The 18,413-nt window shown below is 39.2% G+C and carries 17 protein-coding genes and 1 pseudogene; 17 read left to right on the top strand and 1 reads right to left on the bottom strand.

Annotated elements, in window-relative coordinates; translation table 11 throughout:
- Nucleotides 1–30 precede the first annotated feature (30 nt).
- The 15 genes and pseudogenes from P9Q65_RS05130 to tnpA all read left to right on the top strand — a co-directional run.
- A complete protein-coding gene (locus tag P9Q65_RS05130; RefSeq protein ID WP_304508299.1) occupies nt 31–789 on the top strand; it encodes a class I SAM-dependent DNA methyltransferase in 759 nt (252 codons plus the stop codon).
- Nucleotide 790: 1 nt separating this feature from the next.
- Nucleotides 791–1,669: an Hsp33 family molecular chaperone HslO gene (gene hslO, locus P9Q65_RS05125; RefSeq protein ID WP_304508298.1), complete on the top strand. Its 879-nt coding sequence runs from the start codon at nt 791–793 to the stop codon at nt 1,667–1,669.
- Between the two features lie 51 nt (nt 1,670–1,720).
- A complete protein-coding gene (locus tag P9Q65_RS05120; protein WP_304508297.1) occupies nt 1,721–2,164 on the top strand; it encodes an NUDIX hydrolase in 444 nt (147 codons plus the stop codon).
- Nucleotides 2,165–2,822: 658 nt separating this feature from the next.
- Nucleotides 2,823–3,149, top strand: a complete 327-nt coding sequence (locus tag P9Q65_RS05115) for a hypothetical protein (protein WP_304508296.1) — start codon at nt 2,823–2,825, stop codon at nt 3,147–3,149.
- Nucleotides 3,136–5,130: a V-type ATP synthase subunit I gene (locus P9Q65_RS05110; protein WP_304508295.1), complete on the top strand. Its 1,995-nt coding sequence runs from the start codon at nt 3,136–3,138 to the stop codon at nt 5,128–5,130. The genes P9Q65_RS05115 and P9Q65_RS05110 overlap by 14 nt, the downstream gene beginning before the upstream one ends.
- Nucleotides 5,123–5,608, top strand: a complete 486-nt coding sequence (locus tag P9Q65_RS05105; RefSeq protein WP_304508294.1) for a V-type ATP synthase subunit K — start codon at nt 5,123–5,125, stop codon at nt 5,606–5,608. The genes P9Q65_RS05110 and P9Q65_RS05105 overlap by 8 nt, the downstream gene beginning before the upstream one ends.
- A 31-nt stretch (nt 5,609–5,639) precedes the next feature.
- Nucleotides 5,640–6,200, top strand: a complete 561-nt coding sequence (locus P9Q65_RS05100) for a V-type ATP synthase subunit E (protein ID WP_304508293.1) — start codon at nt 5,640–5,642, stop codon at nt 6,198–6,200.
- A 14-nt stretch (nt 6,201–6,214) separates the two neighbouring features.
- The gene (locus P9Q65_RS05095) at nt 6,215–7,192 is read left to right on the top strand and encodes a V-type ATP synthase subunit C (RefSeq protein WP_304508292.1); all 978 of its coding nucleotides are present in this window, start codon (nt 6,215–6,217) and stop codon (nt 7,190–7,192) included.
- A complete protein-coding gene (locus tag P9Q65_RS05090) occupies nt 7,185–7,502 on the top strand; it encodes a V-type ATP synthase subunit F (protein WP_304508291.1) in 318 nt (105 codons plus the stop codon). Before P9Q65_RS05095 ends, P9Q65_RS05090 begins: the two co-directional genes overlap by 8 nt.
- 24 nt (nt 7,503–7,526) lie before the next feature.
- Complete coding sequence (locus tag P9Q65_RS05085) at nt 7,527–9,302, top strand: V-type ATP synthase subunit A (RefSeq protein ID WP_304508290.1); 1,776 nt, start codon at nt 7,527–7,529, stop codon at nt 9,300–9,302.
- On the top strand, nt 9,299–10,675 hold the full coding sequence (locus tag P9Q65_RS05080) for a V-type ATP synthase subunit B (RefSeq protein WP_304508289.1): 1,377 nt from the start codon (nt 9,299–9,301) through the stop codon (nt 10,673–10,675). Before P9Q65_RS05085 ends, P9Q65_RS05080 begins: the two co-directional genes overlap by 4 nt.
- Nucleotides 10,676–10,681: 6 nt before the next feature.
- Nucleotides 10,682–11,368 carry a V-type ATP synthase subunit D gene (locus P9Q65_RS05075; protein WP_304508288.1) on the top strand — a complete coding sequence of 229 codons (687 nt, stop codon included), beginning with the start codon at nt 10,682–10,684 and terminating at the stop codon, nt 11,366–11,368.
- 496 nt (nt 11,369–11,864) lie between these two features.
- A complete protein-coding gene (locus tag P9Q65_RS05070) occupies nt 11,865–13,064 on the top strand; it encodes a pyridoxal phosphate-dependent aminotransferase (RefSeq protein ID WP_304508287.1) in 1,200 nt (399 codons plus the stop codon).
- Between the two features lie 146 nt (nt 13,065–13,210).
- Nucleotides 13,211–13,684 (top strand): hypothetical protein, encoded by a 474-nt coding sequence (locus P9Q65_RS05065; protein ID WP_304508286.1) that lies wholly within the window; start codon nt 13,211–13,213, stop codon nt 13,682–13,684.
- A gap of 137 nt (nt 13,685–13,821) precedes the next feature.
- Nucleotides 13,822–14,104: pseudogene (tnpA, locus tag P9Q65_RS05060) on the top strand (IS200/IS605 family transposase); the annotation flags it as partial.
- A gap of 171 nt (nt 14,105–14,275) precedes the next feature.
- Here the strand turns inward: tnpA and asnA are convergent.
- Nucleotides 14,276–15,283, bottom strand: coding sequence for an aspartate--ammonia ligase (gene asnA / locus P9Q65_RS05055; RefSeq protein ID WP_304508285.1), 1,008 nt, complete (start codon nt 15,281–15,283; stop codon nt 14,276–14,278).
- Nucleotides 15,284–15,424: 141 nt separating this feature from the next.
- Here asnA and P9Q65_RS05050 point away from each other — a divergent pair, with 141 nt between their 5' ends.
- Both P9Q65_RS05050 and P9Q65_RS05045 read left to right on the top strand, forming a co-directional pair.
- Complete coding sequence (locus P9Q65_RS05050) at nt 15,425–15,820, top strand: BlaI/MecI/CopY family transcriptional regulator (RefSeq protein WP_304508284.1); 396 nt, start codon at nt 15,425–15,427, stop codon at nt 15,818–15,820.
- Nucleotides 15,820–18,231 (top strand): M56 family metallopeptidase, encoded by a 2,412-nt coding sequence (locus P9Q65_RS05045; RefSeq protein ID WP_304508283.1) that lies wholly within the window; start codon nt 15,820–15,822, stop codon nt 18,229–18,231. The genes P9Q65_RS05050 and P9Q65_RS05045 overlap by 1 nt, the downstream gene beginning before the upstream one ends.
- Nucleotides 18,232–18,413: the final 182 nt, after the last annotated feature.

Genomic DNA, 18,413 nt, shown 5'->3' with positions numbered 1-18,413 from the left:
AGAGATAATTGCGGTTTGGGAGTAACGAAAATGGAAGCTTATGAGTGCTTTGCCTCGGTATATGATAAATTTATGGATGAAATAGACTACAATGAGTGGGTGCAATATATACAAGATCTATGGAAAAGGCTTGATAAAATACCGGAAAGCGTCATTGATCTGGGATGTGGTACAGGAAACGTAACCATTCCTTTAACAAAGGCGGGCTTTTCTGTTTTTGGTGTTGACATTTCCGAGGAAATGCTGGCTGAGGCACAAAGAAAGGCTTTTTCCGAGGGTCTTTCCATACCCTTTTTTTGTCAGGATATGGTGGAAATGTCTTTGCCATATCAGGTGGACTGTATATTGAGTTTATGTGACTCTTTAAATTATTTGACGGAGGAAGGAGAACTTTCCGCCGCTTTTTCTGCTGTAAAAAGGCATTTAAATCCAAATGGTCTGTTCCTTTTTGATATGAATACAGAATACAAATTTAAGGAAGCTTTGGGTGAAAAGACTTATGCGGCAATGACGGAAGATGCTGCATATTTTTGGGAAAATTCCTTTGATGAAGAAGAACGAATCAACGAATACTATGTTAGCTTTTTTATACGTCAAAAAAATAAAGAGACCTATGAGCGTGTAGAGGAATATCATTATGAAAGGGCATATTCTTTGGAAGAAGTAAAAAAATGCCTGAAAGAAAATGATTTTGAATTATTGAATGTATACGATGGGTATAGTTTTGAGCGAACAAAAGAGGATAGCCAACGCTATTTTTTTGTGGCGCAGCTAAAGGAGGAAAAGTAAAATGGGTGATTATATTGTAAGAGCGACAGCGGCAGGAGGAACCATACGAGCTTTTGCTGCTACGACAGGGGAAATGGTTCAGCATGCCAGAGAAGTACATCATACGTCCCCTGTGGCTTCAGCAGCATTGGGAAGATTATTGACTGCCGCAGCAATGATGGGAAGTATGTTAAAAGGGGAAAAGGACTTGGTGACCATTCAAATCAGAGGGCTGGGGCCTTTAAAAGGGGCAGTGGTAACCTCTGACAGCCATTCCAGAGTAAAAGGTTATGTATTTAACCCCGGTGTGGATATTCCTTCAAAATATCCCGGAAAATTGGATGTAAGCGGTGCCATTGGACAAGGATATATGAGTGTTATTAAGGATATTGGCTTAAAAGAGCCTTATGCAGGCCGTATTCAACTTGTTTCCGGAGAAATTGCCGAGGATTTAACATATTACTATGCCCAGTCTGAGCAAACACCATCGGCAGTAGGTTTAGGTGTTTTGGTGGATACGGATACCTCTATTCGCTGTGCAGGAGGGTTTATCATTCAACTTCTACCTGATGCAACGGAAGAAGTGATTTCTCAGCTGGAAAATCGCTTGAACACCATTCCCTATTTTACGGATTTATTGGATATGGGGCAAACACCTGAGGGAATTTTAGAAATGATTCTTGAGGGAATGGATATGAAGATTTTAGACAAGGTGCCTACGGAGTTTTATTGTAATTGCACCAAAGAGCGGGTGGAAAAAGCGTTAATCAGCATTGGTAAGGAAGAATTGGAAAAGGTTGTCCAAGAGGACAAAAAGGCAAATTTACACTGCCATTTCTGTGGGAAAGAGTATGATTTTACTGAGGAAGAATTAAGGAAGCTGTTGGAAGAGGCAAAGTGAGAATTTTAATTAGGAGATTAAACTTTTGATGCATAGGGAGGAGGTGTGCCCATGAAACGAGATTTTGCGGTGGCAGTAAAGGCAGTTATTGTGAAAGATGAAAGGGTTTTGGTGTTACAAAGATCAAGAGACGAGATGGAATGCAGTTATATGAACAACCACCAGAAATGGGATTTACCCGGCGGTGGTCTGCATTTTTATGAGCGCAGTCAAGATGGTCTACAGAGAGAGATAAAAGAAGAGACCAATTTGGACGTATTTGTGGGCGAACCTGTTTCACTTTTTGATGTAATCAAGAATCATATTCATTTGTGTATTTTTACATTTGCTTGCAGTTGGAGGGCTGGGGATGTGGTTTTGAGCAATGAACATGAAGCATATTTTTGGATGACAAAGGAAGAAATCAACAGCAGTGAACTGCCAAGTTGGATGAAAAGAGACGTACTCCGTGCTTTTGAAAGAGAGAAGAAGGAAAAATTAGAAAAAGAAGGTTAGGTTTGGATTGGAAATCTAAGCCTATTTTTTGTGAATTTTCTGCACATGAGGGACAAAACTTGATAATTTCACGAAAAGAATGAAATATATTTCATTGAAAAACTGTTAAAAGAGTATAGATGGAAAAAGATATACATAATATTGCACAAAAAAAGTTAAATTTATTTGTGCGATATTGATAATTGAAAAATTATAGACGTGTTTAAATTGCTAATTAAAAGTTTTGGGTACTAATAAATTGCATGCAAATGACCATTCGCAAAGCCTGTAAATATCAATGGAAAGGTTATATCATAAAAAACACACTGATTTTAATTTAACAATTTTTTTAACAAACGATAAAATATTACTGTATTACTGAGAGATAATGGGTTATTGACAATACAAGGTAAATCTTTTATTATTTAGACTGAGGTATGTTTTAGATTTAATACATACTGGGGGAAGTCATAAAAAAACCTATGGTTTTAGTTATGTTTCTACAAAAAAGGAGCTCGTTTTTTCATGGATTATGAAAAAATCAGCCAAAATTGCAAGGAGACCCTTTTCTTTTTTTAGAAAAAGAAGTGTTATAAGTTTAACAAAAAGGTCTTTTTCCCCAAGGAAGTGCATACTATACAATTTGTTGGTCAAGTTGTAAATAAGAGAGGTGATGGTAATGGCTTATGAGATCCTGAAAAGCATCGTAGAGGCTGAAGAGCGGGCTGGTCAGATCATAAAGCAGGCCACAGAAGACGCGGAGGCTTTGAAAAAAGATGCGCAGAAACAAAGGGAAGTGCTTTTGCAACAGGTGCAACAACAAGGAAAAGAATTGATGCAGCTTGTTGCCAAACAAGCGGATGAAGAAAGCCGCGTCGAAATCCAGAACATCCAAAAGGATACGGAAAATGCTTGTTTAAAAATCAGGGAACAAGCGGCACAAAAGAAAGAAGACGCTGTTCAGGCAGTAATCGGAAGGGTTGTGGGAGCGTATGGCAGTCGTTGAGATGCGAAAGCTTACTGTCATTGGTCTAAATAGTGGGCGGACTCCTTTTATTCACGAGTTAATGCATCTGGGTGTTGTGGAAATCAATTCTCAAGAAGGCGTCGTGAATGATGAGGAATGGATGCCTGATATTTTTAGAACCAGTAACAGTGCGGATGTTTCACGTTTGGAAGCAGATATCGCCCGTGTTAGTACTGCAATTGAGGCGATTAACCGCTTTGATACACAGAAAAAGCCCTTATTCCAAGTTCGTGAAGAACTTGTTCGTAAAGAATTCACTGAGCATATGGATCGAACAAAAACGGAAACGGAAATGAATGTGGACGCGGCGGTTATGAGCTATAAGCAAATTACAGATGGGCAAAACGAAGTGAATCGCCTAAAGGGTATTATTGCAGGGCTAAAGCCTTGGGAAAGCCTAGACTTGCCTTTGCAAATGAAAGAAACAGAATTTTCCGCAGTAATTCTTGGAACGGTAAGCAGTAAAACGAAGTTTGAAGATTTATTGCAGAGAGTATTGGAAAAAGCTCCCTCAGCAGTTGTGCAGCAAGTTAGCGCAGATGTACAGCAGATTTACATATCTATTATCTGCTTAAAAGAGGAACGGGAACAGGTAAATGAAGCGCTTAGAGAATTTGCCTTTAACCCCATCTCTTTTGCGGAGCAAAAGGGAACGCCCAAGGAAGCCTTGAAACAATACGAAATTGAAATAGAAGAAATTCAAGAAAAGATTCTTGCAAATACAAGAATATTATCGGATTTGTCGGCAGCAAAAAAGAATATCGAGTATCTTTATGACAGTTTGAATATGCGCCGAGACAGAGCAAAAATCGTTGGCGACATGCTGAGTACGGAAATGGTTTTTTACTTTGATGGCTGGATGCCCAAAAATGCACAGGCTGAAGTAGAAGAGCTTTTGAACAGATTTGAGTTTTATTACAGAATTACAGAACCTGAGGTGGATGAAGAGATTCCGGTTTGTCTTCACAACGGCGGATTTTCCACTCCATTTGAGGCAGTTACTCATATGTATAGCCTACCATCAAGAAACGATATAGACCCAACAAAATTCTTGGCACCGTTTTATTTTATTTTCTTTGGTATGATGCTTAGTGATGCGGCTTACGGTATTATTATAGCGGTAGGTTGTTGGATTTTGTTGAAAAAATTTAAGTTAGAAGGCATGACATATCGTATGATAAAAATGTTTTTCTACTGTGGTATATCCACTTTTATGTGGGGTGCCCTATTTGGTGGATGGTTCGGCGATTTCTTTACAGTAGCGGCGAAAACGCTGTTTGATACGGATTTTGTGATTAAACCGATTTGGTTTGATCCTTTGACAGAACCAATGAAATTATTGATTTTCTCCCTCATATTGGGTGCGATTCATTTATTTGTTGGTATGGGGCTTCAGGCTTATATGTCCATCAGAGATGGCCGTCCTTTGGATGCGTTGTTTGACATTGGTCTTTGGTACTTATTATTAATTGGGTTAGTTCTGTATGGCTTAGGCGGCAGCGTAGGTGCTGCAATGGTAACAGTAGGCAAAGGAATGTCTATTGTAGGTGCAGTGGGTATCTTACTGACTGGCGGCAGAAATAAAAAAGGTATTTTTGGTAAAATCACCGGTGGGCTTGGTAGCCTTTACGGTATTACCGGTTATTTATCAGATGTTCTTTCTTATTCCAGACTTCTTGCCTTGGGCTTAGCAACAGGTGTTGTTGCAAAGGTAATCAATACCTTAGGTTCTTTAGCAGGCGGCGGGATAAAAGGCGCAATTGTTCTTCTTATCGCATTTGTGTTCGGTACAATATTTAATATTGCAATCAATGCACTGGGGGCTTTTGTTCATTCTTGCAGATTGCAGTATGTAGAGTTTTTTGGAAAATTCTATACCGGCGGCGGTAGACCTTTTGCACCTTTTGAAAGAAAAACGAAATATATCAAGATACTCAAGGAGGAGAAGAATCATGGTTGAGAGTTTATTCAGTGGCGAATTTTTAGCGTTGTCAGGTGCGGCAGTTGCTGCTCTTGCAGGTATAGGCAGTGCGATTGGTGTTGGTGTTGCAGGTGAAGCGGCAGCGGGCGTTGTTTCTGAAGATCCTAACAAATTCGGGCAGGTTTTGTTATTGCAGGCCCTTCCTGGTACACAGGGTATTTACGGTTTGTTGATCGCTTTCTTGGTAATGGTTAAAGTCGGACTTTTGGGTGGCAATGGAATGATTGATTTAACAATGATTCAAGGGGCTGGTATTTTTGCAGCAGCTGTACCCATTGGCTTAGTAGGCATCTTCTCTGGTATTGCACAGGGAAAAGCTGCAGCGGCTGGTATTATGCTGGTTGGCAAGAAGCCCAGTGAATTGGCAAAAGGTATGCTTTTTGCAGCGATGGTTGAAACATATGCGGTATTGGCTCTGCTCGTTTCCTTCCTGATGCTCAACAGCATCCAGGTATAATGAAGCTTGAAAGAAAAGGAGGCGCACTCCTATGAATGACGGTAAAATTATAATCGATAAAATCATAGAGAAGGCAGATGCGGAAGCAAAGGCGATCAAAGAAAAAGCCAATTTGGAAGTGGATGTAATTTTAAAGGCAGCCCAAGAAAAAGCAAAGCGGGAAAGTGAAGCTTTGAAAAAAAATGCGGAGGCTGAAGCGGAAAAAGTTAAAGCAAAAGCTATTTCTGGCGCAGAGCTTCAAGGAAAAATTGCAATTTTACAAGAAAAGCAAGGCATTCTAGAGGATGTTATTGCTGAGGCAAAGAAGCGCTTGGAAACCTTACCCGATGTACAGTATGCAGAAACAATAGGCGGAATGCTTGTGGGCTTGGATAAAGAAAAAGGCACAGAAATTATTGTTTCTGAAAAGGATAAGGAACGCCTTGCAAATGTTATTAAAGAAAAAGGGTTTGTTCTTTCAGAACAAAGCAGAGAAATTGATGGTGGGTTTATTGTGAAAAATGGAGATATTGAATATAACTATTCTTTTGAATCCATTATCGCGGTGGAGCAAGAAGAGATTAGACAAATAGCTGCAAAAATTTTATTTTAGGGAGGGGATTCTTGATGTCAAAAAATAAGATTTACCCTTTCGCTGTGGCCAGTGTACGTTCTATGGAAAATTCCTTGATGACAAAGCAAAAGCTGATGCAGATGGCAGATGCAAAAACGGTCGATGAAGCTTTGCGTATTTTGTCTGACAGTGCCTACGGAAAAACCCAAGTTAAAGATGCTCATGATTTTGAGCGGATGATTGGCAATCATCTGGAGGAAACATATCAGGCGGTGGATGGATTAATTCCCCAGGAAACACTTGTTGATATTTTCCTCTATAAAAACGATTACCATAACATAAAGGTTTTACTGAAGGAGGAAGTATCCAAGGTAAACGGCAAAAAGTTTTTAATCCAAGGCGGAACAATTCCAATAGAAACACTGCGTAAGAATTTGCGGGAAAGAAACTATGTGGAACTACCTAATATTGATGGGGAAGCTGTGGAAGAAGCAGTTAGCATGTACGCAAAAACACGTAACGGAAGATATATTGATACCATTCTTGATAAGGCCTGCTTTTCCACCATGGAAAAGGCAGCAAAGAAACTGGGAAATGCCTATGTTTCTAAGTATGTGCAGATGCTGGCGGATATTACAAATCTGAAAACACTTTTACGAGTGAAAACCATGGATAGAGACTATCAGGTTTTAGAGGAAAGCTTTGTACCGGGGGGCAGTATTGGGCTTGAGTTATTGTCCAGAGCGTTCCGAAGTGATTCCCCAGTGGCAGTTCTAAAGGAAACACCGTATGGTTCCCTTTGCGAAGAGTATATGGATCAGGGTTTTACGGCTTTTGAAAAAGCTTGTGATGATTACCTTATGGAGTATATCAAAGATGCGAAATATAAAACTTTGACTCCTGAACCGGTTATGGCGTTTATTTTAGCCAAAGAAACCGAAGCGAAATGCATTCGCATCATCATGACTTGTAAAATGCAAAACATAGACGCAGCCATCATAAAAGAAAGGGTGAGAGAAGCATATGTCTAAAGTTGGAATTATTGGCGATAAAGACAGTATTATGGGTTTCCTCGCCCTTGGGATGGATATTTTCCCTGCATATAATGCAGACGAGGTGAAAAAGACAATCCATAATTTGGCAGAAAAAGATTATGCGATCATTTATATCACAGAACAAGCTAGTTTGATGGCGAAAGAAAGTATTGCAAAATATAAGGACTTTGAATTGCCTGCAATTATTGTGATTCCCGGTATTGGCGGAAGCATGGGCTTGGGTATGAATGAAGTAAGAGAATCGGCAAAACGAGCGATTGGTGCGGATATATTGTTTAGTGAATAAATACGATTGTAGGTGAATGAGCATATGAAAACAGGCACGATAGTAAAGGTGTCGGGGCCGTTGGTAGTAGCGGAAGGTATGAGAGACGCCAATATGTTTGACGTGGTGCGTGTATCCGATAAACACCTTATAGGTGAAATTATCGAAATGCATGGTGATAAAGCATCCATTCAGGTATATGAAGAAACCTCAGGCCTTGGTCCCGGCGAAGAAGTTGTTTCCACAGGAATGCCAATGAGCGTTGAATTGGGTCCAGGATTGGTTTCCACTATTTATGACGGTATTCAGCGTCCACTGGAGAAGTTATATGAAGCCAGTGGTACGAATATCCAGAAGGGTATTGAAGTAAAATCTTTGGATCGTGAAAAAAAATGGAAATTTGAGCCCACAAAGCAGAACGGCGATGCCGTGGAAGCTGGGGACGTAATCGGTACTGTACAAGAAACAGCAGTTGTAGTATGTAAGATTATGATTCCTTACGGTGTAAAGGGCAAGATAAAAGAGATTTATGTTGGCGAATTTACCATTGAGGAAACGGTTTGTATTGTAACCGATGAAAAAGGCAAGGACATTGCTGTAACAATGATGCAAAAATGGCCTGTACGTCGAGAGAGACCTTACAAAGTCAAAAAGACTCCGGACGCCCTTTTGGTAACAGGTCAGCGTGTTATTGACACATTTTTCCCAATTACAAAGGGTGGTGTTGCTGCCATTCCCGGGCCTTTTGGTAGTGGTAAAACAGTAACACAGCATCAGCTTGCAAAATGGGCGGATGCGGATATCGTTGTTTATATCGGCTGCGGTGAACGTGGTAATGAAATGACTGACGTTTTGAATGAGTTCCCTGAATTGAAAGACCCTCGTACCGGCGAGTCTTTGATGCAAAGAACCGTTTTGATCGCAAATACCTCTGATATGCCCGTTGCGGCACGTGAGGCATCTATTTATACAGGTATTACCATTGCGGAATTTTTCCGTGACATGGGTTACAGCGTAGCCCTGATGGCTGATTCTACTTCCCGTTGGGCAGAAGCACTTCGAGAAATGAGCGGTCGTTTGGAGGAAATGCCCGGTGAGGAAGGTTATCCTGCTTACTTGGGTTCTCGATTGGCCCAGTTCTATGAAAGAGCAGGCCGTGTGGTGTCTTTAGGCAGTGAAGAAAGAATTGGTACATTGACAGCGATCGGTGCAGTATCTCCTCCCGGTGGTGATACCTCTGAGCCTGTATCTCAAGCTACATTGCGTATTGTTAAAGTATTCTGGGGTCTTGATGCCTCTTTGGCATATAAGCGCCATTTCCCTGCAATCAACTGGTTGACAAGTTACTCTTTGTATCAAGATAGAGTGGATGAATGGTCTGACATTAATGTACATCCTGATTTTTCTGAACACCGTACGGAAGCAATGCGACTTTTACAGACGGAAGCAGAATTACAGGAAATTGTTCAGTTGGTTGGTGTTGACTCCTTATCTCATGGTGATAGATTAATTCTTGAAACAACACGTTCTATTCGTGAGGACTTTTTGCATCAGAACTCTTTCCATGAAGTGGATACCTATACCTCTTTGCATAAGCAGTATAGAATGTTAAAGTTGATTTTGACGTTCTATCATGAAGCACAAGCGGCAATTAAGGCAGGTGTACCTATTCAGAAAATTACAAAGATTGATGTAATCGAACGTATTGGTCGTGCAAAGTATGTGGAAGAGCTTAATGTTGACAAGAGCTATGATGAAATCGAAAAGGATATTAAATTGGAAATCAACGAGTTAATCAGTAAGGGGGCAGATGAATTATGATAAAAGAATATAGATCGATTCAAGAAGTTGCCGGCCCCCTTATGCTTGTGACAGGTGTTGAAGGCGTAAAATATGATGAGCTTGGCGAAATTGAGCTGGCAAGTGGCGAAGTTAGAAGATGTAAAGTGTTGGAAGTAAACGGCGATACCGCCTTGGTGCAGTTGTTTGAAAGCGCAACAGGAATTAACCTTGCGGAAAGCAAAGTACGTTTCCTTGGTAAAAGCTTGGACTTTGGTGTGTCCCCTGACATTTTAGGCCGTGTATTCAGTGGTATGGGTAAGCCTATTGACGGCGGTCCTGAAATTATTCCTGAAAAAAGATTGGATATTAACGGTGCTCCTATTAACCCTGCAGCTAGAGAATATCCTGCAGAATTTATTCAGACAGGTGTTTCTGCCATTGATGGCTTGAACACACTGGTACGTGGTCAGAAATTGCCTATTTTCTCAGGTGCTGGTTTGCCTCACGCAAACTTGGCGGTACAGATTGCCCGTCAGGCAAAAGTTCGTGGCACAGATTCCAAGTTTGCCGTAGTTTTTGCGGCGATTGGTATTACCTTTGAAGATGCGGAATTCTTTATCAATGACTTTAAAGCAACCGGAGCCATTGACCGTTCCGTTGTATTCGTAAACCTTGCAAATGACCCTGCGGTAGAACGTGTTTGTACACCTCGTATGGCGTTAACCGCAGCAGAATATTTGGCATTTGAACAAGGGATGCACGTTTTGGTTATCTTAACAGATATTACAAACTACGCAGAGGCTCTTCGTGAAGTATCTGCGGCAAAGAAGGAAGTTCCCGGTCGTCGTGGTTATCCTGGTTATCTGTATACTGACCTTGCAACTATGTATGAACGTGCCGGACGTATGAAAGGCAGAGAGGGCTCCATTACAATGATCCCTATTTTAACCATGCCAGAAGATGATAAGACTCATCCCATTCCTGACTTAACAGGGTATATTACTGAGGGTCAGATTATTTTGAGCCGTGATTTGTATAAAAAAGGAATTCAGCCTCCTATCAATGTTTTGCCATCCCTTTCCCGTTTGAAGGATAAAGGTATTGGTAAAGGCAAGACCAGAGAAGACCATGCTGATACAATGAACCAGTTGTTTGCGGCCTATTCTCGTGGTAAGGATGCAAAAGAGTTGATGGCAATTTTGGGTGAATCCGCTTTATCAGATATTGACTTAATTTATGCAAAATTTGCAGATGAGTTTGAAAAGGAATATGTTTCTCAGGGCTTTAGAACCGACAGAACCATTGAACAGACGCTGGAAACCGGATGGAAGTTGCTTCGTATGTTGCCAAAGAGCGAGCTGAAGCGTATTCGTGATGAATATCTGGAAAAATATTTGGCAGACGGGGAGTGATGAGTCGTGGCTAGATTGAATGTCAACCCTACCCGTATGGAAATGTCTAGATTAAAACAGCAACTTAAGACAGCAACAAGGGGTCATAAGTTGTTGAAAGATAAGCTGGATGAGCTAATGAAGCAGTTCTTAAATATCGTACGGGAAAATAAACTTTTGCGTGAAAAAGCAGAAGAGGCATTGGAAAATGCTTATAAAGATTTTATCATTGCAAGAGCAGTTTTAAGCGAAAGTATTTTGGGTGAATCTTTGATGATACCCCAACAAACTGTCGCTGTAAAAGTTGCAAAAAAGAATATTATGAGTGTAAATGTACCTGTTTTTGACTTTCAGACGGAAGAAAGCAGCGGAGATATTTATCCTTATGGACTTGCCTTTTCTTCAGGAGAATTAGACAGCGCAATGCTTTCTTTTTCTAACGCAATGGAACCATTACTGCGCTTAGCTGAGAGTGAAAAAACTGCCCAGCTTTTGGCACAGGAAATTGAACGTACACGTCGTCGTGTAAATGCCTTGGAAAACGTTATGATTCCTAATTATCAGGAGACAATTAAGTATATTACTATGAAATTGGAAGAAAATGAACGCGCAGGAACGACGAGAATGATGAAAGTCAAAGATTTAGTTTTGAAAAAAGCATTGGAAGAAAAGAAAAAACGTGAAGCGGAAGCTGAAAAAGAAAGTGTTTCATAGAAGAAAGCCCCATGCAGATATTGTATGGGGCTAAAAATTTATTTAAGCTTTTTTGTTTACATAAAGTACTATTAGCCTTTAAAAAAAATTTTTTGTGAATTATTATTTGAAGCATTTTCTTCAAAATTTGTTAAAAAAGACGATAGAATAGTCAATTTTTGTTAATAAGCTTGTTAAAATGAAAAGTTATAATGGAAAATAAAATAGCACCATACAATTTATATGCAATTTAGTTTTTTATAATGAAAAATTCATACTAAAAACAACCAAAAATTCTAAATATTGTAGAAAAATTCACTATAAGTATTGTTTTTATTACGAAAAGTGGTATACTAAAAGTGCAAATAGGTGTGGTTTAAGCAGTTGTTGTGGGATTATTGAACAATAAATGAGAGCTGGTTCTTTTTTTAGTTCAATAAAATAATTGCAATGTATATCCATCCTATGAACAACACATATTAAATGATGAAAAATGATGAAGGAGAAGTGAAAAACAATGAAATTATCTGACAGAGTACAAGCGATGCAGAATTCCCCTATCAGAAAATTTAATCCTATGGCTGCAGAGGCAAAGGCAAAGGGAGCTAAAATTTATCATCTGAATATTGGACAACCTGACATCGTAACACCTTCTGTATTTATGGAATCAATTAAAGGTTTTGACCAGAAGGTTTTGGCTTATGCTGAATCTCCAGGACTTCCTGAATTGCAAGATTCTATCATTGACTACTTTAAAACCTTTGATATGAATTTAGACAGAAAAGACATTTTAATTACAAGCGGTGGTTCCGAAGCTTTGACTTTGGTATTTTTGTCCTTAATTAACCCTGGTGATGAAATAATTGTGGCTGAGCCATATTACACAAACTATTTGACATTCATTCAGGCTGCTGACGGCGTAATTAAGCCTGTAACAACATACGCTGAAGAAGGCTACAAATATGCTTATATGGACAGATTGGAAGCTGCTGTAACTGAAAAGACAAAAATGATTTCCATCGTTAACCCTGGTAATCCTACAGGTTGCATTCTCTCCAGAGAAGACATGAGAGTTATCTGTGATTTTGCTAAGAAGCATGATCTTTGGATTTTGGCTGATGAAGTTTACAGAGAATTTGCATATGACGGCAGAGAAATGACATCTTTTGGTCAGTACGAAGATGTAGCTGACAGAGTTATCATTATTGACTCTATTTCTAAGAGATTCTCCGCTTGCGGTGCTCGTATTGGTTGCTTAATTTCCAAAAATGCGGATCTTATGGCAAATGTTATGAAAATTGCTATGGGTAGACTTTGCTGCCCTACATTGGAAATGGTTGGTGCAACTGCTCTTTACAAATTGGATCCTTCCTTCTTTGGTGAAGTTAGAGCTGAATATGAAAAGAGAAGAAATGTTTCCTATGAAGCACTTAAGAAAATCCCTGGCGTTGTTTGTGAAAAACCTGGTGGTGCTTTCTACATTACTTGTAAGTTGCCCGTTGAAAATGCGGAAGATTTATTAGTATTCTTGTTGAAAGAATTCAGAGAAAACAACGAAACAGTTATGTATGCTCCTGCTGAAGGCTTCTATGCTACACCTGGCTTGGGCAAGAACGAACTGCGTATTGCTTATATCCTAAATGCTGATGATATGGCAAGAGGTATCGAATTATTAGGCAAAGGTATTGAAGCATATAAGGCTGCAGGCCATAAATAAAATTTTATTTATGAAATAAAAAAATATTTCCAAAAATGAAGTGCACCCCTTTTGTTAGATAAAAAATCTACAAAAGGGGTGTTTTTATGTTTTTAGAACGCTGAAATTTGTCCCTGCATATAATTAAATGGCAGGGGGTGATGGGATTGAGTTCCATCGGTGTATATTTAACAATTGAAAATGACGAGGTACTTTCTCAATGTTTACAGTATATTAGACCTTTGGCAGATGCAATTATACTTCTGGATCAAGGGGAAGAGGAAACGGAGCAGCGTGCGCTTCGCACCAGACAGCTTATGGGACGATTACGAGGAAAGGAACTTGATGATGAGGGCTATCAGTTATTAATTACCTGCGCAGAAGAGGAGGCACCCTCACTAGAGGTATGTACTAGTTTGGGGGAATATTTTTATAAAAGACATGCATGGAAGCAAGCTATTTTTTGGTTTGAAAATGCACTTAGACTGGATGGTGGAGAATGCAGTTTTGTATGTTTGCGTCTGGGCACCAGTCATGGTGAAATCGGTCAGTGGGAAGCTGCAGCAACGTATATGAAACTGGCTGAGTTACTTGGTAATGGTGGGACGCCGCGGGCTAACCAAAGCAATGATTCCTACTAATGAACAACCCAAATCCTACAAATAAGTCAAATTATATAAAAGCCTACGGTGATGAGGCGTAAAAGGAACCCCCTTCGTTATAATAAAATTTGTAGTCAGCCAACTGCAAAGAATAAAATGACGAAGGGAGTTTTAATATGGGTCTTAACGACATAAATAGTTTATCTCATTCAAAGCGGAATTGCAAATATCACATAGTTTTTGCACCTAAAAATACAGGAGGGAAATATTTTATTATGAAAAAAGAGAAGCAATAGGAAAGCTTTTGAGGACGCTTTGGGAATGGAGTAAAAGATTATAAAAGCCGAAGTATGCCTAGACCATATACATATGTTATTAGCGATACCACCAAAGATTACAATATCAAGTTTTATGGGGGATCTGAAAGGGAAAAGTAGTACGATGATGTTAAACAATTTTGTTTACCAAAAGCAAGTCCTTTTAAGGGTCGCAAGGAACAGTATGCAGTTGACAGGCTTATATTATGTGTTTACACATATGCAAAGAGAAAAGGGCTATACCCACATAAGAACAACCACGCGTTTGACGCGTGGTTGTATACCTGCATTGTTTATCAATAAGTTGGTGTTTTTACAATAGTGTAATCCCCGCTGCATTGCAAGCATCAAAAGTTTCCTGATCCCAAATGGAGGACTGCACTTCGCCAATATGGGCTTTTCCTAAAAGAAGCATACACAAGCGAGATTGTCCGATGCCGCCACCAATAGTGCAAGGCAGTTTGCCTTCTAACAGCATTTTATGGAAAGGAAGTCCACGGCGATCGTCGCAGCCAGCCTTGCGTAATTGCTGATCTAAAGCGATTGAATCTACACGGATACCCATAGAGGAAATTTCGAATGCGCAGTCTAGAACGGGATTATAAAATAATATATCACCGTTAAGTTTCCAGTCATCGTAGTCAGGGGCACGGCCATCGTGAGGCTTGCCAGATTTTAAAACATCACCGATTTGCATAATAAATACGGTTTTATGCTCTTTTACAAAAGCATTTTCTCTTTCTTTTGCTGTTAAATCAGGGTATTTATCCTCTAATTCTTGTGAAGTAACAAAGGTTACTTCTCTACAAAGTTCAGTGGTGATATGGGGATACTTCTTTTTTATGACTTCCAAAGTATCACAAATGCTAATTACAATACCCTGTACAGTATATTTCAGCTCTTGTAAGTTTCTTTTTTCCGAGGTGATTACCTTTTCCCAGTCCCACTGGTCAACATAAATAGAATGAAGGTTATCTAAAACCTCATCCCGACGAATTGCGTTCATGTTGGTATAAATACCCTTGCCTGGACGAAAATCATAGCGCCATAATGCCATACGTTTCCATTTTGCTAAGGAATGTACAACTTCAGCAGTCACACCGGTTGCGGGTACTTCAAAGCTAACGGGACGTTCCACGCCATTTAAGTTATCGTTTAAACCGGTTTCTGGATCAACAAATAGAGGTGCAGAAACTCTTTTCAAGTTTAATGTTTGAGATAAGTTTTCTTCAAAGTGATGATGAATCAAACCAATTGCATTTTGTGTTTCATATAAAGTAAGGGCGGACTGATAGCCCTCGGGGATAAATGTTTTGCCCATAAACGAATCCTCATTTCCTATTTTTTTTACTTGTTCTAGAATAACACAGAAAAATTGTAAATTCAAGTAAAATGATACTTGACAAGAAACTCCTACAATTGTATTATTTAAATATAACATACATTTGTAGGAGTTGATATTATGAAAGAATCTAAGGAAATTTCTCGTTTGCCAGATACAGAACTGGAGGTTATGAAGGTAATTTGGAATGAGGGAAGGACACTCTCTACTTCGGAAATCAAAGAACGTTTGGAGATTAGACGTTCTTGGAACATTTCGGCTTTACAAACATTATTAAATCGTTTAATTGACCGAGGGTTTTTAGACTCATATAAAGAGGGCAAAAATCGTTTTTATACTTCCATTGTGGAAGAGGATACTTATTTAGCGCTGGAAAATCAACTATTTTTAGATAAGGTAAATAACAATTCTTTGACAAAACTAGTTGCCTCTCTTTATGATAGTTGTGCGATTTCTAAGAATGATTTAGATGAGTTAGCGGCCTATATCCATCAGAAAACAGGGGGGAAGGATTAATGGATATTTTATTTCAAAATGTGTTGGAAATATCTTTTTTCACCTCTGTTGCAATTTTAATATTGGGACTGCTTTCCCACTTATTAGGAAAACGATATGGCGTTATTTGGAGATATTTTCTATGGTTGGTGATTGGCATAAGGCTAATTGTACCGTTTCATTTTATTGCTTCTCAGCCTATTGTGGAGATACCTACCCCACAAGGGAGAATGCAAACGATTGCCGAAACAGAACCGGTTTCAACGGAAGTTGATGCTTTAAGTGATGTATCATTTCCCATGGTTGATAGCGTTAAAATACAGAATGGGTTGGGTCAGCCATCCGAAATGGAAAGTTTATCAACAACCCTTAATGCTATATGGGAAAGGCTTTGGGTGCTCTGGTTATTTGGCATGGTTATTTCTTTTATTTGGCAAGGGCAAAAATACCGCAGATTTTTACTTAACCTGAATAGAAATAGCCGAAGTATTAGAGATGCAGAGGTTTTAGAGGTTTACTATGATGCTTGCAGAGAAATGGATATCAAAAAGAGGCCGGAAATATTTTATTGTGGTATACTTCCAAGCCCCCTTTGTGTAGGCTTTTTGCGTCAAAAAATATACTTGAACCATGAAGAATACAAGGCTGAGCAACTTAGCTATATATTAAAGCATGAGCTGGTACACTGTAAAAGACGGGATATATGGTACAAAGCTTTACTGGTTATTGCAAGGGGAATTCATTTTTTCAATCCCTTTGTTCATTGGATGGTGCGTTTGGCTGAGCATGACATCGAGTATTCTTGTGACAGTTTGGTTTTGGAAAAATGTTCGTTATCCCAACGACAGGATTATGGGCTGACTATTTTAGACAGCATTCGTCAAGGTGGGCAAACAAATCCTCTTTCTACAGCGTTTCATGGAAATAAAGAGGAGTTGAAGGTACGAATTGACCATATTTTTGATATGAAAAAGAAAAAGCGGGGGACTTTGCTACTGCTGTTTTTACTTTTGTTAGTGTGGGGTGGAACGGCGTTTGTTGGTTGTGGAGAAAAGCAGCAAATGTCTCAAACTCCTGCTGAAGAGGATGAGATTGGGACGCTATATCAATGCAAGTTGGATTATATTGGAAATCATAGTGGTGTAGGCGATATTCTTAGTAATTTAACCTTGCCTGAGGGGATTTCATCTAGTAATGAGGGGATTGAATTATTTACTAACGAAAAGCCTTATGGTGCAAGGCGGTATTTACTTTTGGACCAAGGTGGGGAAATTCCACAAAATGGATGGTTTGAGAAAGATGCAATGACTTTTTTAGCGTTGGTTGATAATGCATCATTTTTTGAGTATGCCATTACTGATACAAAGGGAGAGGAACAAATATTGCATTTTGACCGAGAGGATGCAGCGAAATATTTCGGTGATACAGATTTAAGAAGTATGGCGGTTGATGAGAGTACCTTCCGAAATTTTATGAATGAGTTAGAACAACTATTTTCGGAGGATACCGATTATTCTTTAAGACAAATTGAATGCAGTAGATTACTGGATGAAATTGGTGAGGAAATGGGGGAAAGTTTTTCCTATGATACTTTAAGGAATAATGGAAAATATGATGAGCTATTAAAACTTGGAGAGGGCGCTTTGTCGGAGATGTTGATTCAATTTGGGCAAGGTCAACCCGATGATACCAGAGGGTATATTATGATGGCAGCATGCTTAGAGCTACTAAAGACGTCGGCAGACACGATTCCTACCTTGCTAGAGGAGATGACACCCAGTCAATGGTATGTCGCCTATTGCGCTTTGGATTCTGTGGCGGTATTGCCTTTTCAATATGATGAAAGCACCTATACAGAGGCGTTGGAAAAAAGCGGGTTATTGCCAATGAAAAATGCAACAAAGGAAGGTCTCATTACCAGACACAGTGATGTGATGAAGGCTGTGTATAATGCCATGGAGCAGCGTTTTTCTGAGGAGGGGGGCAATCGTGAAGTACAAATATTTGCTCCCTTAATTAGCCATATTTCTCAAAAAGAAGATAAGCTGTCCGTTTATGCAGTTATTGGTTTAACCCGATATTCTTTTCTTCGGACACCTAATTTAGGATATCAGCTGATTGAAGGTGGAGGAAGTTGTGTTCCTTCCCGTTTGGATTTTGAATGGAAGGATAACAAATGGAATTTGGTAGAATGGGTGGAAGCAAAGGATGGCTCAGAGTATACCTCATCAATCAAAGAGATGTGCAAAGGAACCATTGGAGCTGCAAATGATATGATTTCCTATGATACCAGACAAATGCAAATGCTGTTGATGCAAAATTTGATTTTTTACTTGAATGACAAAACAAATATAACGGTTTACGGTAATTCTTATATGGAGGAAAAGGATATACAAGAGGTCAATAAATATATTTCGTTTATACAAATGTAACCGATTGGTATAACTCTTTCGTAAGGGAGCATAAGAAAAAAGCCCAATTGCATTTTGCAGGATTTGACCTGTCAGTTTTGCAATCTGGGCTTTTGGCTTTATTGATAGCAGGGATATTATTTTCGTTGAAAAAAGATAAAATATCTAAGGAATTTGTAAAATATTTGTTATATGTGTAATAA

This window comes from Anaerotignum sp. (genome assembly GCF_030625865.1).
Taxonomy (GTDB): Bacteria; Bacillota; Clostridia; order Lachnospirales; family Anaerotignaceae; genus Chakrabartyella.
Note: the sequence above shows the minus strand (reverse complement) of the source record. Positions and strands in the feature narration are given on the sequence as shown.

Bases quoted from the DNA above. Each gene is read 5' to 3' on its own strand.
- P9Q65_RS05100 (WP_304508293.1), top strand. From the start codon at position 5,640: ATGAATGACGGTAAAATTATAATCGATAAAATCATAGAGAAGGCAGAT.
- P9Q65_RS05050 (WP_304508284.1), top strand. From the start codon at position 15,425: ATGAAAGAATCTAAGGAAATTTCTCGTTTGCCAGATACAGAACTGGAG.
- P9Q65_RS05080 (WP_304508289.1), top strand. From the start codon at position 9,299: ATGATAAAAGAATATAGATCGATTCAAGAAGTTGCCGGCCCCCTTATG.
- P9Q65_RS05070 (WP_304508287.1), top strand. From the start codon at position 11,865: ATGAAATTATCTGACAGAGTACAAGCGATGCAGAATTCCCCTATCAGA.
- P9Q65_RS05115 (WP_304508296.1), top strand. From the start codon at position 2,823: ATGGCTTATGAGATCCTGAAAAGCATCGTAGAGGCTGAAGAGCGGGCT.
- P9Q65_RS05110 (WP_304508295.1), top strand. From the start codon at position 3,136: ATGGCAGTCGTTGAGATGCGAAAGCTTACTGTCATTGGTCTAAATAGT.
- hslO (WP_304508298.1), top strand. From the start codon at position 791: ATGGGTGATTATATTGTAAGAGCGACAGCGGCAGGAGGAACCATACGA.
- P9Q65_RS05045 (WP_304508283.1), top strand. From the start codon at position 15,820: ATGGATATTTTATTTCAAAATGTGTTGGAAATATCTTTTTTCACCTCT.
- P9Q65_RS05105 (WP_304508294.1), top strand. From the start codon at position 5,123: ATGGTTGAGAGTTTATTCAGTGGCGAATTTTTAGCGTTGTCAGGTGCG.
- P9Q65_RS05085 (WP_304508290.1), top strand. From the start codon at position 7,527: ATGAAAACAGGCACGATAGTAAAGGTGTCGGGGCCGTTGGTAGTAGCG.
- P9Q65_RS05095 (WP_304508292.1), top strand. From the start codon at position 6,215: ATGTCAAAAAATAAGATTTACCCTTTCGCTGTGGCCAGTGTACGTTCT.
- P9Q65_RS05130 (WP_304508299.1), top strand. From the start codon at position 31: ATGGAAGCTTATGAGTGCTTTGCCTCGGTATATGATAAATTTATGGAT.
- asnA (WP_304508285.1), bottom strand. From the start codon at position 15,283: ATGGGCAAAACATTTATCCCCGAGGGCTATCAGTCCGCCCTTACTTTA.
- P9Q65_RS05090 (WP_304508291.1), top strand. From the start codon at position 7,185: ATGTCTAAAGTTGGAATTATTGGCGATAAAGACAGTATTATGGGTTTC.
- P9Q65_RS05120 (WP_304508297.1), top strand. From the start codon at position 1,721: ATGAAACGAGATTTTGCGGTGGCAGTAAAGGCAGTTATTGTGAAAGAT.